This window comes from Cognatilysobacter segetis (assembly GCF_004359965.1).
Taxonomy (GTDB): Bacteria; Pseudomonadota; Gammaproteobacteria; order Xanthomonadales; family Xanthomonadaceae; genus Cognatilysobacter; species Cognatilysobacter segetis.
The window spans coordinates 1-18,591 of record NZ_SMRQ01000022.1 but is presented as its reverse complement, the minus strand read 5'-3'; the positions used below and the strand labels follow the sequence as shown (position 1 = coordinate 18,591).

Annotated in this window: 15 protein-coding genes; 6 read left to right on the top strand and 9 right to left on the bottom strand. The window is 69.4% G+C overall.

Translation table 11 applies throughout. The features are described from left to right. Window positions 1-70: 70 nt before the first annotated feature. Window positions 71-919, top strand: a complete 849-nt coding sequence (locus tag E4F61_RS06545; RefSeq protein WP_133478870.1) for a polysaccharide deacetylase family protein — start codon at window positions 71-73, stop codon at window positions 917-919. 2 nt (window positions 920-921) lie between these two features. Here the strand turns inward: E4F61_RS06545 and E4F61_RS06540 are convergent, their stop codons facing one another. Genes E4F61_RS06540 through E4F61_RS06530 form a run of 3 tightly spaced genes read right to left on the bottom strand, consistent with a single transcriptional unit; the run spans window position 922 to window position 3,470 of the window. Next, complete coding sequence (locus E4F61_RS06540; RefSeq protein ID WP_133478869.1) at window positions 922-1,566, bottom strand: class I SAM-dependent methyltransferase; 645 nt, start codon at window positions 1,564-1,566, stop codon at window positions 922-924. Window positions 1,567-1,608: 42 nt separating this feature from the next. Further along, window positions 1,609-2,223 (bottom strand): SGNH/GDSL hydrolase family protein, encoded by a 615-nt coding sequence (locus tag E4F61_RS06535; protein WP_133478868.1) that lies wholly within the window; start codon window positions 2,221-2,223, stop codon window positions 1,609-1,611. After that, entirely contained in the window at window positions 2,223-3,470 is a 1,248-nt protein-coding gene (locus E4F61_RS06530; protein WP_133478867.1) for an aminotransferase class I/II-fold pyridoxal phosphate-dependent enzyme, read from the bottom strand. Before E4F61_RS06530 ends, E4F61_RS06535 begins: the two co-directional genes overlap by 1 nt. A 99-nt stretch (window positions 3,471-3,569) precedes the next feature. On the opposite strand from E4F61_RS06530, the gene rsgA reads away from it, so the two are divergent. From rsgA to E4F61_RS06515, 3 genes are all read left to right on the top strand, one after another. Beyond that, on the top strand, window positions 3,570-4,715 hold the full coding sequence (gene rsgA, locus E4F61_RS06525; protein WP_133478866.1) for a ribosome small subunit-dependent GTPase A: 1,146 nt from the start codon (window positions 3,570-3,572) through the stop codon (window positions 4,713-4,715). A 60-nt stretch (window positions 4,716-4,775) separates the two neighbouring features. Further along, entirely contained in the window at window positions 4,776-5,990 is a 1,215-nt protein-coding gene (locus E4F61_RS06520; RefSeq protein WP_133478882.1) for a flavohemoglobin expression-modulating QEGLA motif protein, read from the top strand. 64 nt (window positions 5,991-6,054) lie between these two features. Further along, the gene (locus E4F61_RS06515; RefSeq protein WP_133478865.1) at window positions 6,055-8,343 is read left to right on the top strand and encodes an NADP-dependent malic enzyme; all 2,289 of its coding nucleotides are present in this window, start codon (window positions 6,055-6,057) and stop codon (window positions 8,341-8,343) included. A 48-nt stretch (window positions 8,344-8,391) separates the two neighbouring features. Here the strand turns inward: E4F61_RS06515 and E4F61_RS06510 are convergent, their stop codons facing one another. The 3 genes from E4F61_RS06510 to E4F61_RS06500 form a co-directional block, all read right to left on the bottom strand. After that, window positions 8,392-9,483 carry a S41 family peptidase gene (locus tag E4F61_RS06510; protein ID WP_133478864.1) on the bottom strand — a complete coding sequence of 364 codons (1,092 nt, stop codon included), beginning with the start codon at window positions 9,481-9,483 and terminating at the stop codon, window positions 8,392-8,394. 75 nt (window positions 9,484-9,558) lie between these two features. Continuing rightward, window positions 9,559-11,094 (bottom strand): M56 family metallopeptidase, encoded by a 1,536-nt coding sequence (locus E4F61_RS06505; protein WP_133478863.1) that lies wholly within the window; start codon window positions 11,092-11,094, stop codon window positions 9,559-9,561. Then, window positions 11,094-11,480 carry a BlaI/MecI/CopY family transcriptional regulator gene (locus E4F61_RS06500; RefSeq protein ID WP_133478862.1) on the bottom strand — a complete coding sequence of 129 codons (387 nt, stop codon included), beginning with the start codon at window positions 11,478-11,480 and terminating at the stop codon, window positions 11,094-11,096. Before E4F61_RS06500 ends, E4F61_RS06505 begins: the two co-directional genes overlap by 1 nt. A gap of 240 nt (window positions 11,481-11,720) precedes the next feature. Here E4F61_RS06500 and aceE point away from each other — a divergent pair, with 240 nt between their 5' ends. Next, on the top strand, window positions 11,721-14,423 hold the full coding sequence (aceE, locus tag E4F61_RS06495; RefSeq protein WP_133478861.1) for a pyruvate dehydrogenase (acetyl-transferring), homodimeric type: 2,703 nt from the start codon (window positions 11,721-11,723) through the stop codon (window positions 14,421-14,423). Window positions 14,424-14,720: 297 nt separating this feature from the next. Here the strand turns inward: aceE and E4F61_RS06485 are convergent, their stop codons facing one another. Both E4F61_RS06485 and E4F61_RS06480 read right to left on the bottom strand, forming a co-directional pair. Next, complete coding sequence (locus E4F61_RS06485; protein ID WP_162301425.1) at window positions 14,721-14,954, bottom strand: YegP family protein; 234 nt, start codon at window positions 14,952-14,954, stop codon at window positions 14,721-14,723. 200 nt (window positions 14,955-15,154) lie between these two features. Then, a complete protein-coding gene (locus E4F61_RS06480; protein WP_133478859.1) occupies window positions 15,155-16,378 on the bottom strand; it encodes a TIR domain-containing protein in 1,224 nt (407 codons plus the stop codon). 456 nt (window positions 16,379-16,834) lie between these two features. Here E4F61_RS06480 and E4F61_RS06475 point away from each other — a divergent pair, with 456 nt between their 5' ends. Continuing rightward, complete coding sequence (locus E4F61_RS06475) at window positions 16,835-17,713, top strand: AraC family transcriptional regulator (protein WP_133478858.1); 879 nt, start codon at window positions 16,835-16,837, stop codon at window positions 17,711-17,713. A 171-nt stretch (window positions 17,714-17,884) separates the two neighbouring features. Here E4F61_RS06475 and E4F61_RS06470 read toward each other — a convergent pair whose 3' ends face one another. Continuing rightward, window positions 17,885-18,394, bottom strand: coding sequence for a hypothetical protein (locus E4F61_RS06470; RefSeq protein ID WP_133478857.1), 510 nt, complete (start codon window positions 18,392-18,394; stop codon window positions 17,885-17,887). Window positions 18,395-18,591 lie beyond the last annotated feature (197 nt).

Sequence of the window (18,591 nt, the reverse complement as noted above, 5' to 3'; positions counted from 1 at the left end):
TAGCATTCCCTTCTCTCACGGCCCCGCAAGGGGCCGTTTTTTTTGCGCGGCTTCGGTTAGGCTCCGCCGCATGAACCCCTCGGGCCCGATCGCGCACCACCGGCCGCCGCGCCATCCCCGCCTCGGGTGGGCCGTGGTGCTGGTGCTGCACGTGCTCGTGCTGGGGCTGTGGTGGCATTACGGGTTCCGTCGCGGCTGGCCCTGGGCCGTGCCGATGCTGGTCGGCACCCATCTCGCGATCGTCTGGGGCACGCTGCGCCCCGCATCGCGGCTGTTCGGCCCGGCGCTGACCCGGCTGGACACCGACGAGCGTGTGCTCTGGCTCACGATCGACGACGGCCCGTCCGCCGAGACGCCGGCCGTGCTCGACCTGCTCGATGCGCATGCCGCGAAAGCGACCTTCTTCCTGGTGGGCGCGCGCGCCCGCCGCTATCCCGACCACGTGCGCGAGATCGTCCGCCGCGGCCACGGCATCGGCAACCACAGCGATTCGCATCCCACGCACCGCTTCTGGGCGCTCGGGCCGCGCGCGATGCGGCGCGAGATCGAGCGCGCGCAGGCGAGCCTGACGGAGATCGCGGGGGTCGCGCCGGTGTGGTTCCGCGCTGTGGTCGGCATGGCCAATCCGTTCGTGGCCGCGTCGCTGCACCGACTGGGCCTGGCGCGGGTGGCATGGAGCGCGCGGGGGTTCGACGGGGCGGTGGCCGATCCGCATCGCGTGCTGCGCCGCGTCGAGCGGCAGCTCGCACCGGGCGCGATCGTGCTTGCGCACGAGGGCGCTGCGCACGGCCACAACCTGGAAACGCTCGCGCTGCTGCTGCAGCGGTTCGATGAGCTGGGCTACCGCTGTGTGCTGCCGGTGCCCGCGCCGTCGCGCGAGATGCACTTGCCGACGACCGCGACGCGGCTCGCCGACTGAACTCAGCGCTCGGCGACGATCCGCCAGTTGTTGAACGGCGAGTTGCCGTTGAGCGGCGCGATCTCGTAGCGCAGGCCCGCCGCATCGAGGCGGTCGCGGAACAGCGCCTCGTCGGGATAGCGCTTGGGCGGCGAATACATCCAGCCCGCATGCGCGGCCAGCGTGTCGAAGGCCTTGCTCACCCGCGGGCGCCAGCCCGGCGTGGCCAGGCCGCTGCGGATGAAGAGCCGGCCGCCGGGGGCGACCATCGCGCAGGCCGCGTCGAGGATGCGCACCTGCGCCGGCGTGTCGACGTACTGCAGCACGTCCAGCAGCGCGACGCTGCCGCGGTGTTCCGGCAGCGTGCGGCCCAGGTCCATCGCCTCGAACGCGACGTCGCGAAGCCCCGCGCGCGCCGCGATGCGCTGCGCGTGCGCGATCTTCGCGGCGTCGATGTCCACGCCCCGGTAGGGCAGGTCGATGCCCGCCTCGCGCAGCGTGTGCGCGAGCAGGCCGAGCCCGCAGCCGAGGTCGAGCACCGGCGCGCTCGTGCCGCGCAGCGCGTCCGCGACCGCGGGGTACAGCGGATCGCTCGCCAGCTTGGCGCGCGTATAGAAGTAGTTCCAGCGATTGCCGGCGCGCGATTCCGGGCGGAACGCATGGGCGATCGCGCGCGCGGGCGCGGTCGAGCGGCTGTCCGGCGGCGACGCTCATGCGTCGCCCAGCAGGCGATGCGCGACCGGCAGCGCGACGTCCACCCAGCGCTCGTACATCGCGCCCGACGGATGCAGCCCGTCGTGCACCAGCATCGCGTCGCTGCCGCCGTCCTCGCGGCTCGCGGGCGTGATGTCGACGAAGGCGATGCGGCGCGCCTCGCACATCGCGCGCGCAACGGCGTTGAAGGCGTCGATCTCGCGGCCGACGAGGCCCACGTCGCGGCCCTCCCCGCGGGCGAAACGGGTCACGCCCCAGTCGGGAATCGACAGCATCATCAGCCGCTCGACGCGGCCATCGGCGAGCGCGATCGCGGTATCCAGCAGCGAGGTCAGCTGCGCGCGGTACTCGGCGACGCTGTGCCCGCGGTACTGGTCGTTGACGCCGATGCCGAGCGTCACGAAATCGAAGTGGCCCAGCGGTTGCGCGGCGGCGATGCCCTCGGCGAGCTCGTCGGTGGTCCAGCCGGTGGTGGCGATGATGCGCGGCTCGGCGATGTCGATGCCGTCGTCGCGCAGCGCGCGCGCCAGCTGCACCGGCCAGCGACGCCCGGCCTCGACGCCTTCGCCGCAGGTGTAGCTGTCGCCGAGCGCGAGGTAACGGAGGCGCATCAGGCCACCTGCGAGGTCGGGGCGGACGCGGCGTCGGCGCGGCGGTCGAGCACGCGCTCGATGCGCGCGAACACTTCCCGCAGCACGTCGGGCTGGGGCAGGAGCGTCACGCGGAAATGGTCGCGGTCGCGCATGTTGAAGCTGGTGCCGGGCACGATCAGAACGCCTTCGCTTTCTAGCATTTCCAGCGCGAAGGCCTGGTCGTCGAACCCGGCCGCGGCGGCGCCGATGACCTGCGGATAGCCGTACAGCGCGCCCATCGGCGTGACCATCGACAGATGCCGGCTCGCGGCCACGCCGTCGACGACCGCACGCCGCGCCTCGTACAGCCGGCCGCCGGGCGAGGTGAGCTCATGGATGGTCGCGCTGCCCGACAGTGCGGCATCGATCGCGAACTGCCCCGGCACGTTCGCGCACAGCCGCAGCGCGCCGAGCAGGTCCATCGCGTGGTGGTAGTCGCCGATCGCGAGCGGGTCGCCCGAGAGCAGCGCCCAGCCGATGCGCCAGCCGCAGGCGCGATACACCTTCGACAGGCCGCCGAACGACAGGCAGGGCACGTCGCCGGCGAGCGGCGCGAGCGGCTGGAACGCGGCGCCGTCGTACAGCACCTCGTCGTAGATCTCGTCCGACATCAGCAGCAGCCTGTGCTTCGCGGCGATCGCCACGATGCGCTCGAGCAGCGCGCGCGGGTACACCGCGCCGGTCGGGTTGTTCGGGTTGATGACGACGATCGCGCGCGTACGCGGCGTCACCAGGCGCTCGAGCTCGTCGGGATCGGGCAGGAAGCCGTCCTCGGGCCGGCAGGTGTAATGCACCGGGCAGCCGTCGTTGAGGATGGTCGCGGCCGTCCACAGCGGGTAGTCGGGCGAGGGCACCAGCACCTCGTCGCCGGGATTGAGCAGCGCGCGCAGGCTCAGGTCGATCAGCTCGCTGACGCCATTGCCGACGAAGACGCGCTCGGGCGTGGCATGCGGTGCGCCGCGGCGGCGGTAATGCGCGGCCAGCGCCTCGCGCGCGGCCGGCAGGCCCTGCTGGTGCGTGTACGGGTCGGTCTCGTGGATACGGTCGGCGATCGCGCGCTGCAGGTGGTCCGGCGCGCGGAACCCGAACGCGCCCGGATTGCCGATGTTGAGCTTGATCAGCGTGCGGCCCTGCGCCTCCAGCTCGCGGGCTCGCCGGGCCAGTTCGCCGCGAATCTCGTAGCGGACTTCCGTCAGGCGTTCGCGGGTCTTGAGGGCGTGGGACATGGCGGCGGGCGCACGGCGCGGAGACGGGCGGCCAGCCTACCGGAAACGGCCGGACGCCCGCTGACCGGCCGCTGCGCCACGACTGGCTAGAATCGCCGCATGACCGATTCCGCGGCCCCCATCACGTTGGACGCCGACGCCCTGCGCGCGATCGGCTGGCCACTCGCCGACGGCGACGGCGACAGCGCCGCCTTCGCCGACTGGCAGGCGCTGCTCGCGCAGCATCCGCAGGCCCGGCCGGCGCGCGTGATCGAGCAGCACCGCACCGGATACGTGGTGGCCAGCGGCCCCGACGACGGCTTCGGCGTCGAGTCGCTGCCCGAATGGACGCGGCCGCTCGGCTACCGCAGCGGGCGCACCGAGGACCGCCCCGGCGTCGGCGACTGGTTGCTGGTCGAAGGCGAGGGCAACGCCGCCAAGGCCGTCGCGCTGCTGCCGCGGCGGAGCGCGATCAAGCGCGCCGCCGCCGGCGAGCACTACAAACAACAGCTGATCGCCGCCAACGTCGACGTCGCCTTCGTGGTGTCGGGCCTCGACGGCGATTTCAACCCGCGCCGGCTCGAGCGCTATCTGCTGCTGGTGCACGGCAGCGGCGCGACGCCGGTGATCGTCCTGACCAAGGCCGACGAGGCCGGCGACGCCGCCGTGGCGATGGCGCGCGAGGCGCTGGCCGACCTGCTCGAAGGCGTCGACGTGGTCGCGGTGAACGCGCGCGACATCGCGAGCGTCGCCCAGCTCGACCGCTGGCTCGGCCCCGGCGCGACCGCGGTGCTGGTCGGCAGCTCGGGCGCGGGCAAGTCCACGCTCACCAACTCGCTGCTCGGCATCGAGCGCATGAAAACCGCCAGCGTGCGCGAGAACGATTCGCGCGGCCGCCACACCACCACGCACCGGGCGCTGCTGCCGCTGCCGCGCGGCGGCTGCCTGATCGACACGCCCGGCATGCGCGAACTCAAGCCGACCGGCGAGGAGGCCGTGGCCGACACGTTCGCCGACATCGAAGCGCTCACCGCCGAATGCCGCTTCCGCGATTGCGCGCACGAGGCCGAGCCGGGCTGCGCGGTGCGCGCGGCGATCGAATCCGGCGCGCTCGCGCCGCAGCGGCTGGCGAGCTACCGCAAGCTCGCGGGGGAAGTGGCCGGCGCCGCCGACCGGCTCGCGTCGCGACAGCAGCAGAAGGCCGAATCGCGCCCCGGGGCGCGGCCGTCGGGCAAGCGTCCCGATCCGCGCTCGGGCCGCCGCTGAGTGGACGTCGCCAAGCCGCAATCGCCCGATATCGCGCACCACGCCGCGCTCGATGCGCGCATGGTCCGCGTCGCCCGCGACATCCGCGTGCTCGCGCTGCTCAGCTGGCCCGCCGGTACCGAGCACGCCTTCCTCGCCGATTTCGCCGCCGGCCGCGCCAAGCCGCCGGTCGTCGAATACCCGAAGAGCGATTTCCGCGCCGCGATCGCCGAGCTCGAAGCGATCGTCTGCGAGGCCGACCCGCAGCATCCGCTCGGCCAGTACCTGATCGACTCGGCGCGCAGCTGGACCACCGCCGCGCGCATGTGCGAAGCCGCTGGCACCACGCGCGTCTGCGTGTTCTCCACGGAACTCTACGGCGCGCCGAACGAGGCGCTGCCCGGCAGCGGGCCGACCGCGCGCGAGGCCGCGCGGCACTTCATCTCGATCGCCGACGAGCTCGACCACGGCCTGCTCGCGCCGTCGGAGTCGGTGCACATCTCCGCCACCGCGCTGCGGCTGCAACTGCAGAACGACCTCGACGACTACTTCAACCGGCGCGTCATCGAGGTCGAGCTCGATCCGGAGCTGATCGCCAAGGCCGCCGCCGGCGCCACGCGCATCCGCCTGCGCGCCAGCGCGCACTTCAGTCAGTACGACCGCGAGCAGCTGCTCAACCACGAGGCGTTCGTCCACTCGATCACCGCGCTCAACGGGCGCGAGCAGCCGGTGCTGCCGAGCCTGTCGCTGTCCTCGCCGCGCAGCACCGCCACGCAGGAAGGCCTCGCGACGTTCGCCGAGCAGATCACCGGCAGCATCGACATCGGCCGCATGAAGCGCATTTCGCTGCGCATCGAGGCCGTGGCCATGGCGCTCGACGGCGCCGACTTCATCGAGATCTTCCGGTTCTTCATCGAGTCCGGGCAGACGCCGCAGGAGAGCTTCTCCTCGGCGCAGCGCATCTTCCGCGGCGTGCCCACCACCGGCGGCTACGCGTTCACCAAGGACACCGTGTACGTGCGCGGGCTGGTCGGCGTGCACACGTTCTTCCGCTGGGCGCTGCGCAGCCGCAAGCTGCCGCTGTGCCGGTATCTGTTCGCCGGCAAGATGACGCTCGCCGACGTGCAGCGCTTCGAGCCGCTGTTCGAGGCCGGCGTGCTGCTGCCCGCGCACTGGCTGCCGCCGTGGCTCACCCGCATCAACGGCCTGGCCGGCATGCTCGCGTTCTCGCTGTTCGCGAACCGCATCCGGCTGGACAGCATCGCCGACGAAGGCGATTTCCTGCTCGACTTCTGACGCCGTTCCCGGCCGCTTCCGGGGCGGCGGTTAGAATCGGGGGCCCGCCCTGTCCCGCGATCCGATGACCCAGAGCCCCGCCGACGATCTCAAGCAGGCCGCCCTCGAGTACCACCGCGCCGATCCGCCCGGAAAGATCCGCGTCGCGCCGACCAAGCCGCTGGTGACCCAGCGCGACCTGGCGCTGGCCTACTCGCCCGGCGTGGCCTACGCCTGCGAGGCGATCGTCGCCGACCCGAACACGGCCTCGGAGCTCACCGCGCGCGGCAACCTGGTGGCGGTGATCTCCAACGGCACCGCCGTGCTGGGCTTGGGCGACATCGGCCCGCTTGCCGGTAAGCCGGTGATGGAAGGCAAGGGCGTGCTGTTCCAGAAGTTCGCGGGCATCGACGTGTTCGACATCGAGGTCGACGAGCGCGACCCCGACAAGCTGGTCGACATCATCGCCAGCCTCGAGCCCACCTTCGGCGGCATCAACCTTGAGGACATCAAGGCGCCGGAGTGCTTCATCGTCGAGCGCAAGCTGCGCGAGCGGATGAACATCCCGGTGTTCCACGACGACCAGCATGGCACCGCGATCATCGTGGGCGCCGCCGTGCTGAACGCGCTGGAGGTGGTCGGCAAGAACATCGCCGAGGTGAAGCTCGCCACCGCGGGCGCGGGCGCCGCGGGCATCGCCTGCCTCGACATGCTGGTCGCGCTGGGCATGAAGCCGGAGAACATCCTCGCGGTCGACCGCGACGGCGTGCTCTACACCGGCCGCGAGCATCTCGATCCGGACAAGGCGCGGTACGCGCGCGACACCGACAAGCGCACGCTGGCCGACATCATGGTCGGCGCCGACGTGTTCCTCGGGCTTTCGGCCGGCGGCGTGCTCAAGCCGGAGATGGTCGCGACGATGGCCGACAGACCGATCATCCTCGCGCTCGCCAATCCGTATCCCGAGATCCTGCCGGAGGACGCCAAGCAGGTGCGCCCGGACTGCATCATCGCGACCGGCCGCTCGGACTACCCGAACCAGGTCAACAACGCGCTCTGCTTCCCGTACATCTTCCGCGGCGCGCTCGACGTCGGCGCCACCGAGATCAACGAGGCGATGAAGCTCGCCTGCGTACGCGCGATCGCGAAGCTCGCGCGCATGGAAGCCGGCGACCTCGCCAGCGCCTACGGCGGCGACATCCCGCGCTTCGGTGCCGATTACCTGATCCCGCGCCCCTTCGACCCGCGCCTGCTGGTGCTGCTGGCACCCGCCGTCGCGCAGGCGGCGATGGATTCGGGCATCGCCACGCGCCCGATCACCGACATGCGCGTGTACGAGGAGAAGCTCGGCCAGTTCATCTACCGCACCGGTCTGCTGATGAAGCCGGTGTACGACCGCGCGCGCGCCGACCTCAAGCGCGTCGTGTACGCCGAGGGCGAGGAAGAAACCGTGCTGCGCGCCGTGCAGACGGTGATCGACGAAGGCCTCGCGCGGCCGATCCTGATCGGCCGTCCGGACGTGATCGCCACGCGCATCGAGCGCCTCGGCCTGCGCATGCGGCCCGGCGTCGACTTCGAGCTGACCAACATCAACTCCGATCCGCGCTTCGACAGTTACTGGCAGCAGTACCACGCGCTCACCGAGCGTCGCGGCGTCACCCCGGCGGCGGCGAAGAACCTGCTGCGCTCGCGCTCGACGCTGATCGCGGCGCTGATGGTGGAACGCGGCGAAGCCGACGCGCTGATCTGCGGCATCGTCGGCCGCTTCCACAAGAAGCTCGGCTACCTGCGCAGCGTCTTCAGCTTCGACCGCGGCGTCACTGGCACCGCGGCGATGACCGCCGTCATCAACAACCTCGGCGCGTGGTTCTTCCTCGACACGCACGTGCAGCTCGACCCCAGCGCCGAGCAGATCGCCGAGGCCACGTTGCAGGCCACGTACCGCCTGAAGCTGTTCGGCATCGAGCCGAAGGTGGCGCTGCTCAGCCACAGCAACTTCGGCAGCCACGACAACGCCTCCGCGCACAAGATGGCGAAGGTGCGCGAGATCCTGCTCGAGCGCGCGCCCAAGCTCGAGGTCGAGGGCGAGATGCAGGCCGACACCGCCTGGGACGAGGACCTGCGCTTCCGCATGTTCCCGAACTCGCGCCTCAAGGGCCGCGCGAACCTGTTCGTGATGCCCAATCTCGACACCGCGAACATCGTCTACAACATGGTGCGGGTGATGACCGACGGCGTGGCGATCGGTCCGATCCTGATGGGCCTCGACAAGCCCGCGCACATCCTCACGCCGGCCTCGACCCCGCGCCGCGTGGTCAACATGACCGCGATCGCGGCGGTCGACGCGCAGATCCGCGCGGCGCGCGGTCGCTGAGCGAAATACCGTCGCGACGGCCGGGCCGTCGCGACGGGTACCGCGACATCAACGGCGCGGCGGCGCGTAGTTCGGCGGCGGCAGCGTATCGGCTTCCACCGCGGCGATCAGTTCCTTCAGCTCGCCCTGTTCCTCGGCGTCCTTGGACGCCGCGAGCCGCGCCTTGAGCGCGGCGGCGTGCGCCACCTTCTGCGCATCGGCCGCGGGCACCGCGATGTTCGGCTTGACGCCCGTGTGCTCCCAGTTCGCCTTGGTCACCGGATTGATCGAGCGCCCGTTCGGAATGAACGCGGCGAAGCCGTGCGCGAGCGGATAGCCCTCGCCCGGGTTCGCGCCGCCGCCGGTGATTTCGCCCACCAGGGTCGCGCGCTGCTGCGTCTGGAAGTCGTACGCGGCTTCCTCGCCGCCGGAGAACGTGCGGCGCGACGTCAGCACATAGACCGGCTTGTCGTAATGCACGCCCACCGACGGGCTGGTCCAGTACTGGCGCGTGCTGCCGTCGGCGCGGCTGTAGATGTCGTTGAGGTGGCGACTGTCGCCTTCGGGAAAGAAGTGGCTCAGCAGGTAGGCCACCGTCTCGGGCTCGCCGCCGCCGTTGCGCCGCAGGTCGAGGATCAGCGCGTCGGTACCGGCGAGCAGCTTGATGGACGCCGTGATCGCGTCGGCCACGTACGCGGCCGGCGCGAACGCGCGCAGCTCCATGTAGCCGACGTTGCCTTCGAGCCGGCGCACGCTGTCGATGCCGTAGGTATGGCGCTCGACGTCGCGGCGCATGCGCTCGGCGTCCTCGCGGCTGGGCGGCGCGTGCGGGCCGGACGGCGCTGCGCGGAAGTCCGGGTCGTAGGCGACGTTGAAGTGCAGGTCGTGGCCCGCCGTGCGCAGGTCGTCGCCCAATGCGCGGGCGAAGGTCTGGACGTCGGTCGCCTTCGCATAGGCGCCGCGTGCATCGCGGGCCTTGAGTTCGGCGGCGACCTTGGTCGCGACGTCGGGGAATACGTAGTTCGTCGTCAGCTGGCGGGCGAGCGCCTCGACGACGGCACGCTGCGCGCGCGCGTCGATGGGTGGCGGTGCCTGCTGGGCAAAGGCCGGTGCCGCGAGGGCCAGCAGCAGGGCGAGGGTGAGCGGTTTGGCGAGCGTCATGGGAAGTCCTGTCGGATGGGGATGCGGCTACTAAGGGGTTACTACTAAGCAGTTAGTACTCGCGGGCAAAAAAACTCAGCGGGTCGGGCCGATGACGTCGATGCGTTGCGTGGACCAGATGCCGCGCTCGCGCGTTGCGTCCACCCGCACCGTCGCGCGTCCCTTCGGGCCGGCGAGGTCGAACCGCAGGTCCGCGTCGCCGTCGCCGTCCGCATCGGCGTTCAGCCCGCCGTCGATGTCCTTCGACGCCAGCGCCACGGGCGTTCCGAGCCGCGCGATCACGCCGGGGTCCGAAGCGACTACCCGCAGCAGCGCGCGGAACGCATGCGAGTCGGCGAGCGAAGGCGGTGGCGGCGGCGCAGGCGGTGCGGGCGGCGGCGGGGGCAGCGGCGGCAGCGGCGGCACGCTCAGACGCACGACCTCCGCGACCCAGCGGCGGGCGCCGGCATCGAGCGGTTGCACGCGGCCGTCGCGCTTGTAGATCTCGGTCAGGCTGCCGTTCGCATCGACGTCGGCGCGGTAATAACGATCGCCGTCGATACCGCGCGCGGTGATCTCGCGCATGTCGCCGGGGCGGAGCACGCCGTCGGTGGTGGCGCGGATGTGCAGGCCCGGCCGCGAGCCGGCGACGCCCGCCTGCACGGCGAGCACGGCGCCGACCGCGGCCAGCACGGCGATGCCGGCGCGCGGCGCCCAACCGCCGCGCGTGGGCGGGGCGGAGATCAATCGGGTGATGCGTTTCATGAGTGCGCCTCCATGGGCGGCGAGTAGCAGGCGCGGGGCGGCATGCCGATGGCGCTCGAGGTGCGTGAGCGCTTCGGCCAGGGCGATGGCGTCCCCGCACGCCGCCACCGCGAGATCGTCGCAGGCGTGCTCGCGCTCGGCGCGGATGCGCCGCCCGAGCCACCACGCCGCGGGATGGAAGAACAGCAGCGACTCGATCACGCACTGCAGCCCGTTCCACAGCCAGTCCAGCCGCGCGATGTGCGCCAGCTCGTGCGCGAGCAGCGCCTCGGCCTGTTCGCGCGGCAACTGCATCAGCATCGACAGCGGCAGCCACACCACCGGGCGCAGCACGCGCACGGTGAACGGCCCGACCACGTCGGTCGACAGGCGCACCGCGACGTCGCGGCCGATCCCCATCGCAAGGCGCAGCACGTCGACGCGACGCTGCCAGTCCGCGGGCAGGCGCTCGTAGGGCCGGCGGTCGAGCGTGGCCACGAACCGCCAGCCGCCGGCATGGCGCAGCAGCATCAGCAGCGCACCCGCCAGCCACGCCAATGCGAGCCACGGCGCGACCGGGCTGCTGTCCTGCACGAATGCGCCGCCCACCGCCTCGACGCGCGGCAGCGTGAGCGCCGGCAGCAGGCCGTCGCTGACCTGCGTGCCGGGCACGTGCCAGAAGTGCAGGAACGTCGAGGCCGGCACCAGCACCATCGCCAGCAGGAAGCCCATCGCCACCGTGTGCCGCAGCGACGCGCTCGATCGCGCCAGCGCCGCCAGTGCGAGCCACGCGCCCAGCGCGAGCAGCGCGTCCTGCCACAGCGCATGCAGCAGCGCGGTGGCGAGCGCCGGCGCCAGGCCGAACTGCAGGGCGGCGAGCGCGTCCATCAGCCCTTGCGCTTCGCCTTGGCCTGCGCGATGAGCCTGGCCATCTGGTCGAGCTCCTCCGGCGTCGCCACGTCGTCGTCGAGTGCGCGCTGCACCAGCGTCAGGGCCGAGCCCGAGAACGCCTTGCGCATCAGGTCCTTCAGCAGCGAGCCCTGCACCACGGGCTCGGCGTCCACCGCCGCGTAGGTGTGGCTGCGCTCGGAGTCGTCCCGGCGCACCAGGCCCTTGTCGGCCATGATCGTGAGCATCTTCAGCACGGTCGTGTAGGCGGTGTCCTTCGCCTTCGACAGCTCGGCGTGTACCTCGCGCACGGTCATCGGGGTCTTGCGCGACCACAGCACGCGCAGGATCGCCAGTTCGCCTTCGGTGGGATTCGGGGTCGCCATGCGCCGCCTCTCGGTGTCTACGCCGCCATTAGTACGAAACGGTTAGTAGATGTCAACGGGCCGGTCGTCATCGCCCGACGTGCGGTCGGCCGTGCACCCGCGACGCCGGCGCGATGCAGGCCACCGGCCGTACGCGGGCGCATGCGCGTATTCGTTTTCAGCGCACGGGCCGCGCGGACCCCGCTTGCTAGAATCGAGGCTTCCCTCGATATACACACCGGCCAAGGGGCCGCGGACGCAATGACCGGCAATCTCAACCACGCCATCAACGAAATGCTGCACGACGATCCGGATCCGACCGAGAGCCGCGAATGGCTCGAGTCGATCTCCGCGGTCATCCAGCGCGAGGGCCCGGAACGCGCCCACCAGCTGCTGGAAGGCATGGTCGAGATGACGCGCCGCGCCGGCGCCCACCTGCCGTTCAGCCCCACCACCGAGTACATCAACACCATCCCGCCTCACCTGGAGGCCAAGAGCCCGGGCGACGCCGCGATGGAATGGCGCATCCGCTCGATCCTGCGCTGGAACGCGATGGCGATGGTCGTGCGCGCCAACCGCAAGCCGGGCGAGCTGGGCGGCCACATCGCCTCGTTCGCGTCGTCGGCCACGCTGTACGACGTCGGCTTCAACCATTTCTGGCGCACCGCCAGCGCCGACCACCCGGGTGACCTGATCGGCTTCCAGGGCCACAGCTCGCCGGGCATGTACGCGCGCAGCTTCCTCGAGGGCCGCCTCACCGAGGACCAGCTCGACCACTTCCGCATGGAAGTCGACGGCCGCGGCGTCAGCTCCTACCCGCATCCGTGGCTGATGCCCGACTACTGGCAGCTGCCCACCGTGTCGATGGGCCTCGGCCCGATCGCCGCCATCTACCCGGCGCGCAACTGGAAGTACCTCGAAGGCCGCGGCCTGATGCCCAAGACCGACCGTAAGGTCTGGTGCTTCCTCGGCGACGGCGAGACCGACGAGCCCGAGAGCCTCGGCGCGATCAGCGTCGCCGGCCGCGAAGGCCTCGACAACCTGGTCTTCGTCATCAACTGCAACCTGCAGCGCCTGGACGGCCCGGTGCGCGGCAACGGCAAGATCATCCAGGAGCTCGAAGGCCAGTTCCGCGGCGCCGGCTGGAACGTGATCAAGCTGGTCTGGGGCAGCTACTGGGATCCGCTCCTCGCGCGCGACACCACCGGCCGGCTGCGCCAGCTGATGATGGAAACCGTCGACGGCGAGTACCAGAACTGCAAGGCCTTCGGCGGCAAGTACACGCGCGACAACTTCTTCGGCAAGTACCCGGAGACCGCGCAGCTGGTTGCGTCGCTCTCGGACGAGGACATCTGGCGCCTCAACCGCGGCGGCCACGATCCGCACAAGGTCTACGCCGCCTACGACCTCGCCACCAAGACCAAGGGCATGCCCACCGTCATCCTCGCCAAGACGGTGAAGGGCTACGGCATGGGCGCGGCGGGCGAGGCGCTCAATCCCACGCACCAGACCAAGAAGCTCGACGACGAGTCCGTGCGCGCCTACCGCGACCGCTTCCAGGTGCCGGTGAGCGACAAGCAGCTCGCCGACGGGCAGGTGCCGTTCTACCACCCGGGCGAGAAGTCGCCGGAAGTCGAGTACATGATCGAGCGCCGACGCGCGCTCGGCGGCTTCCTGCCGCAGCGCCGTCGCAAGGCCACGCAGGCGCTCGAGGCCCCGAAGATCGAGGTGTTCGACCGCCTGCTCAAGAGCACCGGCGAGCGCGAGATCAGCACCACCATGTCGTTCGTGCAGGCGCTCAACATCATCCTGCGCGACAAGCAGGTCGGCCCGCGCTGCGTGCCGATCGTGGCCGACGAGGCCCGCACCTTCGGCATGGAAGGCCTGTTCCGCCAGCTCGGCATCTACGCGCCGCAGGGCCAGAAGTACAAGCCGGTCGACCGCGACCAGCTCATGTACTACCGCGAGGACGCGGCCGGCCAGGTGCTGGAGGAAGGCATCACCGAATGCGGCGCGTTCTCGAGCTGGATGGCCTCGGCCACCAGCTACTCGACGAACGACCTGCAGATGCTGCCGTTCTACATCTTCTATTCGATGTTCGGCTTCCAGCGCATCGGCGACAGCGCGTGGCAGGCGGCGGACATGCGCGCGCGCGGCTTCCTGTTGGGCGCCACCGCCGGCCGCACCACGCTCAACGGCGAGGGCCTGCAGCACGAGGACGGCAACAGCCACGTCATCTCCGCGATGATCCCCAACTGCCGCAGCTACGACCCCACGTTCGGCTACGAGGTCGCGGTGATCCTGCAGCACGGCATGCAGCGCATGCTCACCGAGCAGCAGGACGAGTACTACTACATCACCCTGATGAACGAGAACTACGCCCATCCGGACATGCCGGAAGGCGCGGCCGACGGCATCATCAAGGGCATGTACCTGCTGCAGGGCGGCGCCAAGCCCAAGAAGGGCGAACTGCGCGTGCAGCTGATGGGCTCGGGCACGATCCTGCGCGAAGTCATCGCCGCCGCCGAGCTGCTCGACAAGGACTTCGGCGTGACGGCCGACATCTGGTCCTGCCCGAGCTTCACCGAGCTCGCCCGCGACGGCGTCGACGCCGAACGCTGGAACCGCCTGCACCCGGAAGAGACGCAGCGCGTCCCGTACATCACGTCACTGCTGCAGGGCCGCACCGGCCCGGCCATCGCCGCGACCGACTACGTGCGCAACTTCGCCAACCAGGTCCGCGAGTACGTGCCGATGCGCTACACCGTGCTCGGCACCGATGGCTTCGGCCGCAGCGACACCCGCGACAACCTGCGCCGCCACTTCGAGGTGGACCGCTTCCACATCGCGCACGCGGCCATCGCTGCACTGGCAGCGGAGGGGAAGATGACCGGGAAGGATGTGGCGCGGGCGATCAAGCAGTACAAGTTGGATGTGGATAAGCCGAATCCGCTGACTGTGTGATCAAGTGGAGCGACACCGGGATTGAAAATCCCCGTGTCGGGGGTTCGATTCCCTCCCCGGCCACCATTCTTCGAAATTGGCGCAGCGCCAAGCCCTGCAAGGCCCCGAGCCCTGCAGGGCTTTGTCGTTCTGAGGTGCGGCCGCTGCCGCGTCGGCGAAACTCGCCGCTGTGGCCGCAATATGGCCCGCCGGCGCTTAGCGTGCGCGGGGTACGCGTCGTTGGTAAGAAGAGGGCCCGTGCATCTGCACTAGCCCTCGCTCCGATGCGTCGGCGCACGCCCAAAGTTCAATTGAACGTCAGACCGGGTCCGACGCGTAGCCCGGCCCAGTCATCCGATCCTCATTGAGGGTCACCCCGTTGGGCCGCTGGATGGGTGCCGTCGGAGCCAACTCCTTCGTGCGCTTGGCGGCGCGGACTGCGTTGTACTCGCTCGAATACGCTTCGCCCGAGTCCGCGATGATCTTTCCGTTAGCGGCCTTGAGCTGCCAACGCCATCCATCGCGACCCTCGTAAACGGTGAACTTGGCCATACGCATACTCCTACCCGGCTACGCCGGCAGATGCCCGGTGCCTGTTGTGAGGCGCTAAAGGGCTGTGGTTACGCTAGGAGTGCCTTAATCGAGTTTCTCGGCTAGGGCACGGTGGTGCTTACCAGCCACAACAGCGATCTCTGCCAGGAGTCCCCGCTGTTGTGGCTCTTATCCATGCGACTGGTGAGCAAGTCGCGCGATTAAGGCTTAGCGCGGAACTCGTTGAAGGTCTTCAGCAGCTTCATCGTGGCGCCGTAATCGAGTTCGTCCCCTTCGTACTCGCAGCGGTACAGACCCTGCAAATTTGAAGGAAGCTCCACGCCCTTCTGCACCAGCAGAATCACCCGCTTGCCGTAAAGCGCAATCGCGGCGCCGATTTCGATCAGCACGTTGTGATTCAAGTGAGCGTGCTTATTGCCTTCCGGGTCGAGCAGGTCGCCTTCGCTGTTGACGTGGATAACCCCGGCGCAACAGTCCCGCATGTCGGCGAACACCTTGTCCGGAACCGGCACGGCGGTCGACTCGCGTTCGACCGAAACGATCGGCTCAAAGTGCCCATATACGAGCAGCTCTTTGATCTGGTTTACGACGGCGCGCGACTTTCCGTGTGTGACGAAGACTTTGTTGTTGGTGACGCTCTGGACGGGCAGCGGCGTCGGGTCGCGACGCATTTCGTCGACTTGCTCCAGGAAGGTGGGGGCGGCGCCCACATCGTCTCGCTCAGGCGTACCGGGCACAGGTTTAGCCGACTCCATCGGTTGCTGGTCTGTTACGACGGCTGGCAACGTGGGCGCCTCTCCGTTCACCGGCAGAGCGACGAAAAGTCCTGTCTTCGTGTCTCGTATCAGTCCGGTCCGCTTACCGGCATCCTTTAGCAGCTCGACAGCTTCTTGCGCGCGCTCTTTCGGCAGGCCCATCCCAACAAGGACGTTCGCCGCGATCTGGTCCTGCGGAAACTTGGCGCGGTTGTACCTATTGAAGAACTCGCGCATCACGCGAGGTTTCAGTACGGCCTCGGCCCGAGCGCGAAGTTCATCGCCTTCCTCCTCGGGCGCTACGATCCGGCGGCCTAAAGGGGTCAGCTTGATGGACTCGGCGTTGTATCCGCCTTCGGTCAAGCCATACGCAATTGATGCGCCCGTCAGCGTGCGCCACTGTCCGCTGGTCGGCGTCATATTCACGGCGAACGCGATGTCATGCGGTGCCGCGCTGCGCCCGGCAAAGTCGTTCCAAATGCCATTCGCGATACGAAGCGCCTTATCCAGCGACAGCGAAGGCATATCCGTTTGCATCACCTTTGACCGGGTTCCGCCCTCAACGGACGCGGCGGGCGCGCCTCCGGCTTTCCCGCGTGATTGGCCAGCTCCGATAGGCTTCTCTGGCTGGGAGTCCGATGAATCCGGCTGCGCCTGCTTCTTGGCCATTTTGTGTGTCCTCGTCCACAGTTTGGCTTCAGTTGAGCCAAGTCTATGACGACGACCGACTGTGACTTCAAGTCATGTCCCGGACCGACGTTTGCTATTCGCTTTTGCGAACACGCTATTCAGCAATATGAATTTTTAAAATCAAATGTTTACCGGTCACAATCAACGAGGTGTTTAATTAGTGTTCCGACGAACGGTCATCTGGACCACTCGACCCCGGTCTCACGGGCTGAGACGGAGCACGAAAGCGCGAAGACCGCTGAAGCGAGCCCCAAGACGGGCAAAGGGGACGGAGGCAGTTAAAGACGCGTGGCTACCCCTAGCCCCGGTCAGGAAAGCGTCTCAAGCACAGCCTTGAGTCCCACTGGCACCCTGTTCTCGCGCAGCACAGCAAGATCGGTCGAGCACCACAGGCCGTCGGCCGCCACTCTTGCGCCGCCACAACGGACAACGACGATGCCAGCGCTGGACCTCTACCGCGTCAGGATGCAGCGGGTGCTGGAGTACGTGGACCGGCATCTCGACGACGCGCTCGACCTCGACACGCTGAGCCGGGTCGCGGCGTTCTCGAAGTTCCACTTCCACCGCCAGTTCAAGGCGTACTTCGGCGTGTCGGTGCACCGCTACGTGCAGCTGGCGCGGTTGCAGCGGGCCTCGAAGCAACTGGCCGGCCCGGCGGGGCGGAGCATCACCGAGATCGCGCTGGACGCCGGCTACGACGCCCCCGATGCGTTCGCGCGCGTGTTCCGGCAGCGGTTCGCGCAGTCCCCGTCGGACTTCCGCAAGGCGCCCGAATGGGAGCCGTGGCTCCGGGCCTTCAGGCCCCTTCATGCCGCCAGGAGCAGAACCATGGACACCGTCTACACCGCCGACCAGGTGACGATCCGCGAGGTGGCGCCCACCCGCGTCGCGGTGTTCGAGCACCGCGGCGACCCGCGCACCCTCGATGCGACCATCCAGCGCTTCATCGCCTGGCGCATGGCCGCCGGGCTGTCGCCGCAGACCAACCCGACGTTCAACGTCTGGTATTCGGAGCGCGAGCCGGCGAACCCCGACGACTACCGGATGGACCTGTGCGTGGGCCTGCGCGACGAGGACTTCGTCGACCAGCAGCACGGCGCCGTCAGGCTGGGCGAGATCCCGGGCGGCCGCTGTGCGGTGCTGCGGGTGACGGGCGATACGCACAACCTCGAGCCCGCGGCGATGTATCTCTACCGCGAGTGGCTGCCCGACAGCGGGGAGGAGATGCGCGACTTTCCGATCTACTGCCAGCGCTTCTTCGTGGACCGCCCCGAGCAGGGAACCGCAGCGGACCTGTTCCTGCCGTTGCGCTAGCCCCTGCGCGCGTCGCCAGCAGGGCATAGCCCTCCAGCGCGGCGCCCATGACGGCGCTGCCGAGCGCCAGCTCGGTGTCTTCGGCGTCGGAAACAGGGGTCGGAGTGCAATGACCCGCGGCGCTGTTCGCTGTTCCTGGCGTGCCTGGCATCCCAGCCGGCACCACCACGCTCACCGCGTCGTGCGTGTCACCAGATGGACGAGGAACGCCTGCACCGGCTCGCCCAACGCAGGCGGAGACGCCACCTCGTAGGTCTTGGCGAGCGAGAACATGCGGGTCGTTTCGGACACGCCGCCAACTTTGGCGCCGTCCTTGAGCAGCTCGGAGCGCAGCGTGAACCATCGGCTGCGGATGACGAGCGCATAGCGGTCGCCGCGCACGTCCACTTCCCAGCGGCGCTTGAGCTCACCGCGGCGCGCGGTGCCGGTCGCCAGCGTGTCCTCGCCGTCCATGAGGAACCAGCGGACGCCGGCCCGGTCGTCCGGTGAACCCAGGATTTCCCACTCGAGCCGGTACGTCCTGCCGCCCAGTTCGAGCGTGGCGACGTCGTCCTTGCCGCCCTGCAGGCGCCCGTTGCGCGGCGCGCCAAGCCAGGGGGCGATGGTGAGCACGCCGACCTGTTCGCCATCGCGGCGATAGAGGCGCGTGCTGAAAGCGCTGAAGGCTTTGGCGATCAACATGTCGGTCGGATCCCCTGCGCGCCGGGCGGGGCCACGACGCATCCGTGCCGACGATACGGCCGACCGCGACGCGCGGTCCAACGGGGGCGGGTGCGCGTCCCCGCAGGCGTCCGATCGACGCTTGAGGCTCGAAGCCTCGTCGATGAGGCGCCCGAGCCTGATCGATGAGGCTCAAAGCCTCACGCACGAGGCAAAAA

Coding starts and splice junctions, on each gene's coding strand:
- E4F61_RS06475 (WP_133478858.1), top strand. CDS start 16,835: ATGCCAGCGCTGGACCTCTACCGCGTCAGGATGCAGCGGGTGCTGGAG.
- E4F61_RS06515 (WP_133478865.1), top strand. CDS start 6,055: ATGACCCAGAGCCCCGCCGACGATCTCAAGCAGGCCGCCCTCGAGTAC.
- E4F61_RS06485 (WP_162301425.1), bottom strand. CDS start 14,954: ATGGCCAAGTTCACCGTTTACGAGGGTCGCGATGGATGGCGTTGGCAG.
- aceE (WP_133478861.1), top strand. CDS start 11,721: ATGACCGGCAATCTCAACCACGCCATCAACGAAATGCTGCACGACGAT.
- E4F61_RS06530 (WP_133478867.1), bottom strand. CDS start 3,470: ATGTCCCACGCCCTCAAGACCCGCGAACGCCTGACGGAAGTCCGCTAC.
- E4F61_RS06505 (WP_133478863.1), bottom strand. CDS start 11,094: ATGGACGCGCTCGCCGCCCTGCAGTTCGGCCTGGCGCCGGCGCTCGCC.
- E4F61_RS06470 (WP_133478857.1), bottom strand. CDS start 18,394: ATGTTGATCGCCAAAGCCTTCAGCGCTTTCAGCACGCGCCTCTATCGC.
- E4F61_RS06545 (WP_133478870.1), top strand. CDS start 71: ATGAACCCCTCGGGCCCGATCGCGCACCACCGGCCGCCGCGCCATCCC.
- E4F61_RS06480 (WP_133478859.1), bottom strand. CDS start 16,378: ATGGCCAAGAAGCAGGCGCAGCCGGATTCATCGGACTCCCAGCCAGAG.
- E4F61_RS06510 (WP_133478864.1), bottom strand. CDS start 9,483: ATGACGCTCGCCAAACCGCTCACCCTCGCCCTGCTGCTGGCCCTCGCG.
- E4F61_RS06535 (WP_133478868.1), bottom strand. CDS start 2,223: ATGCGCCTCCGTTACCTCGCGCTCGGCGACAGCTACACCTGCGGCGAA.
- E4F61_RS06520 (WP_133478882.1), top strand. CDS start 4,776: ATGGTCCGCGTCGCCCGCGACATCCGCGTGCTCGCGCTGCTCAGCTGG.
- rsgA (WP_133478866.1), top strand. CDS start 3,570: ATGACCGATTCCGCGGCCCCCATCACGTTGGACGCCGACGCCCTGCGC.
- E4F61_RS06500 (WP_133478862.1), bottom strand. CDS start 11,480: ATGGCGACCCCGAATCCCACCGAAGGCGAACTGGCGATCCTGCGCGTG.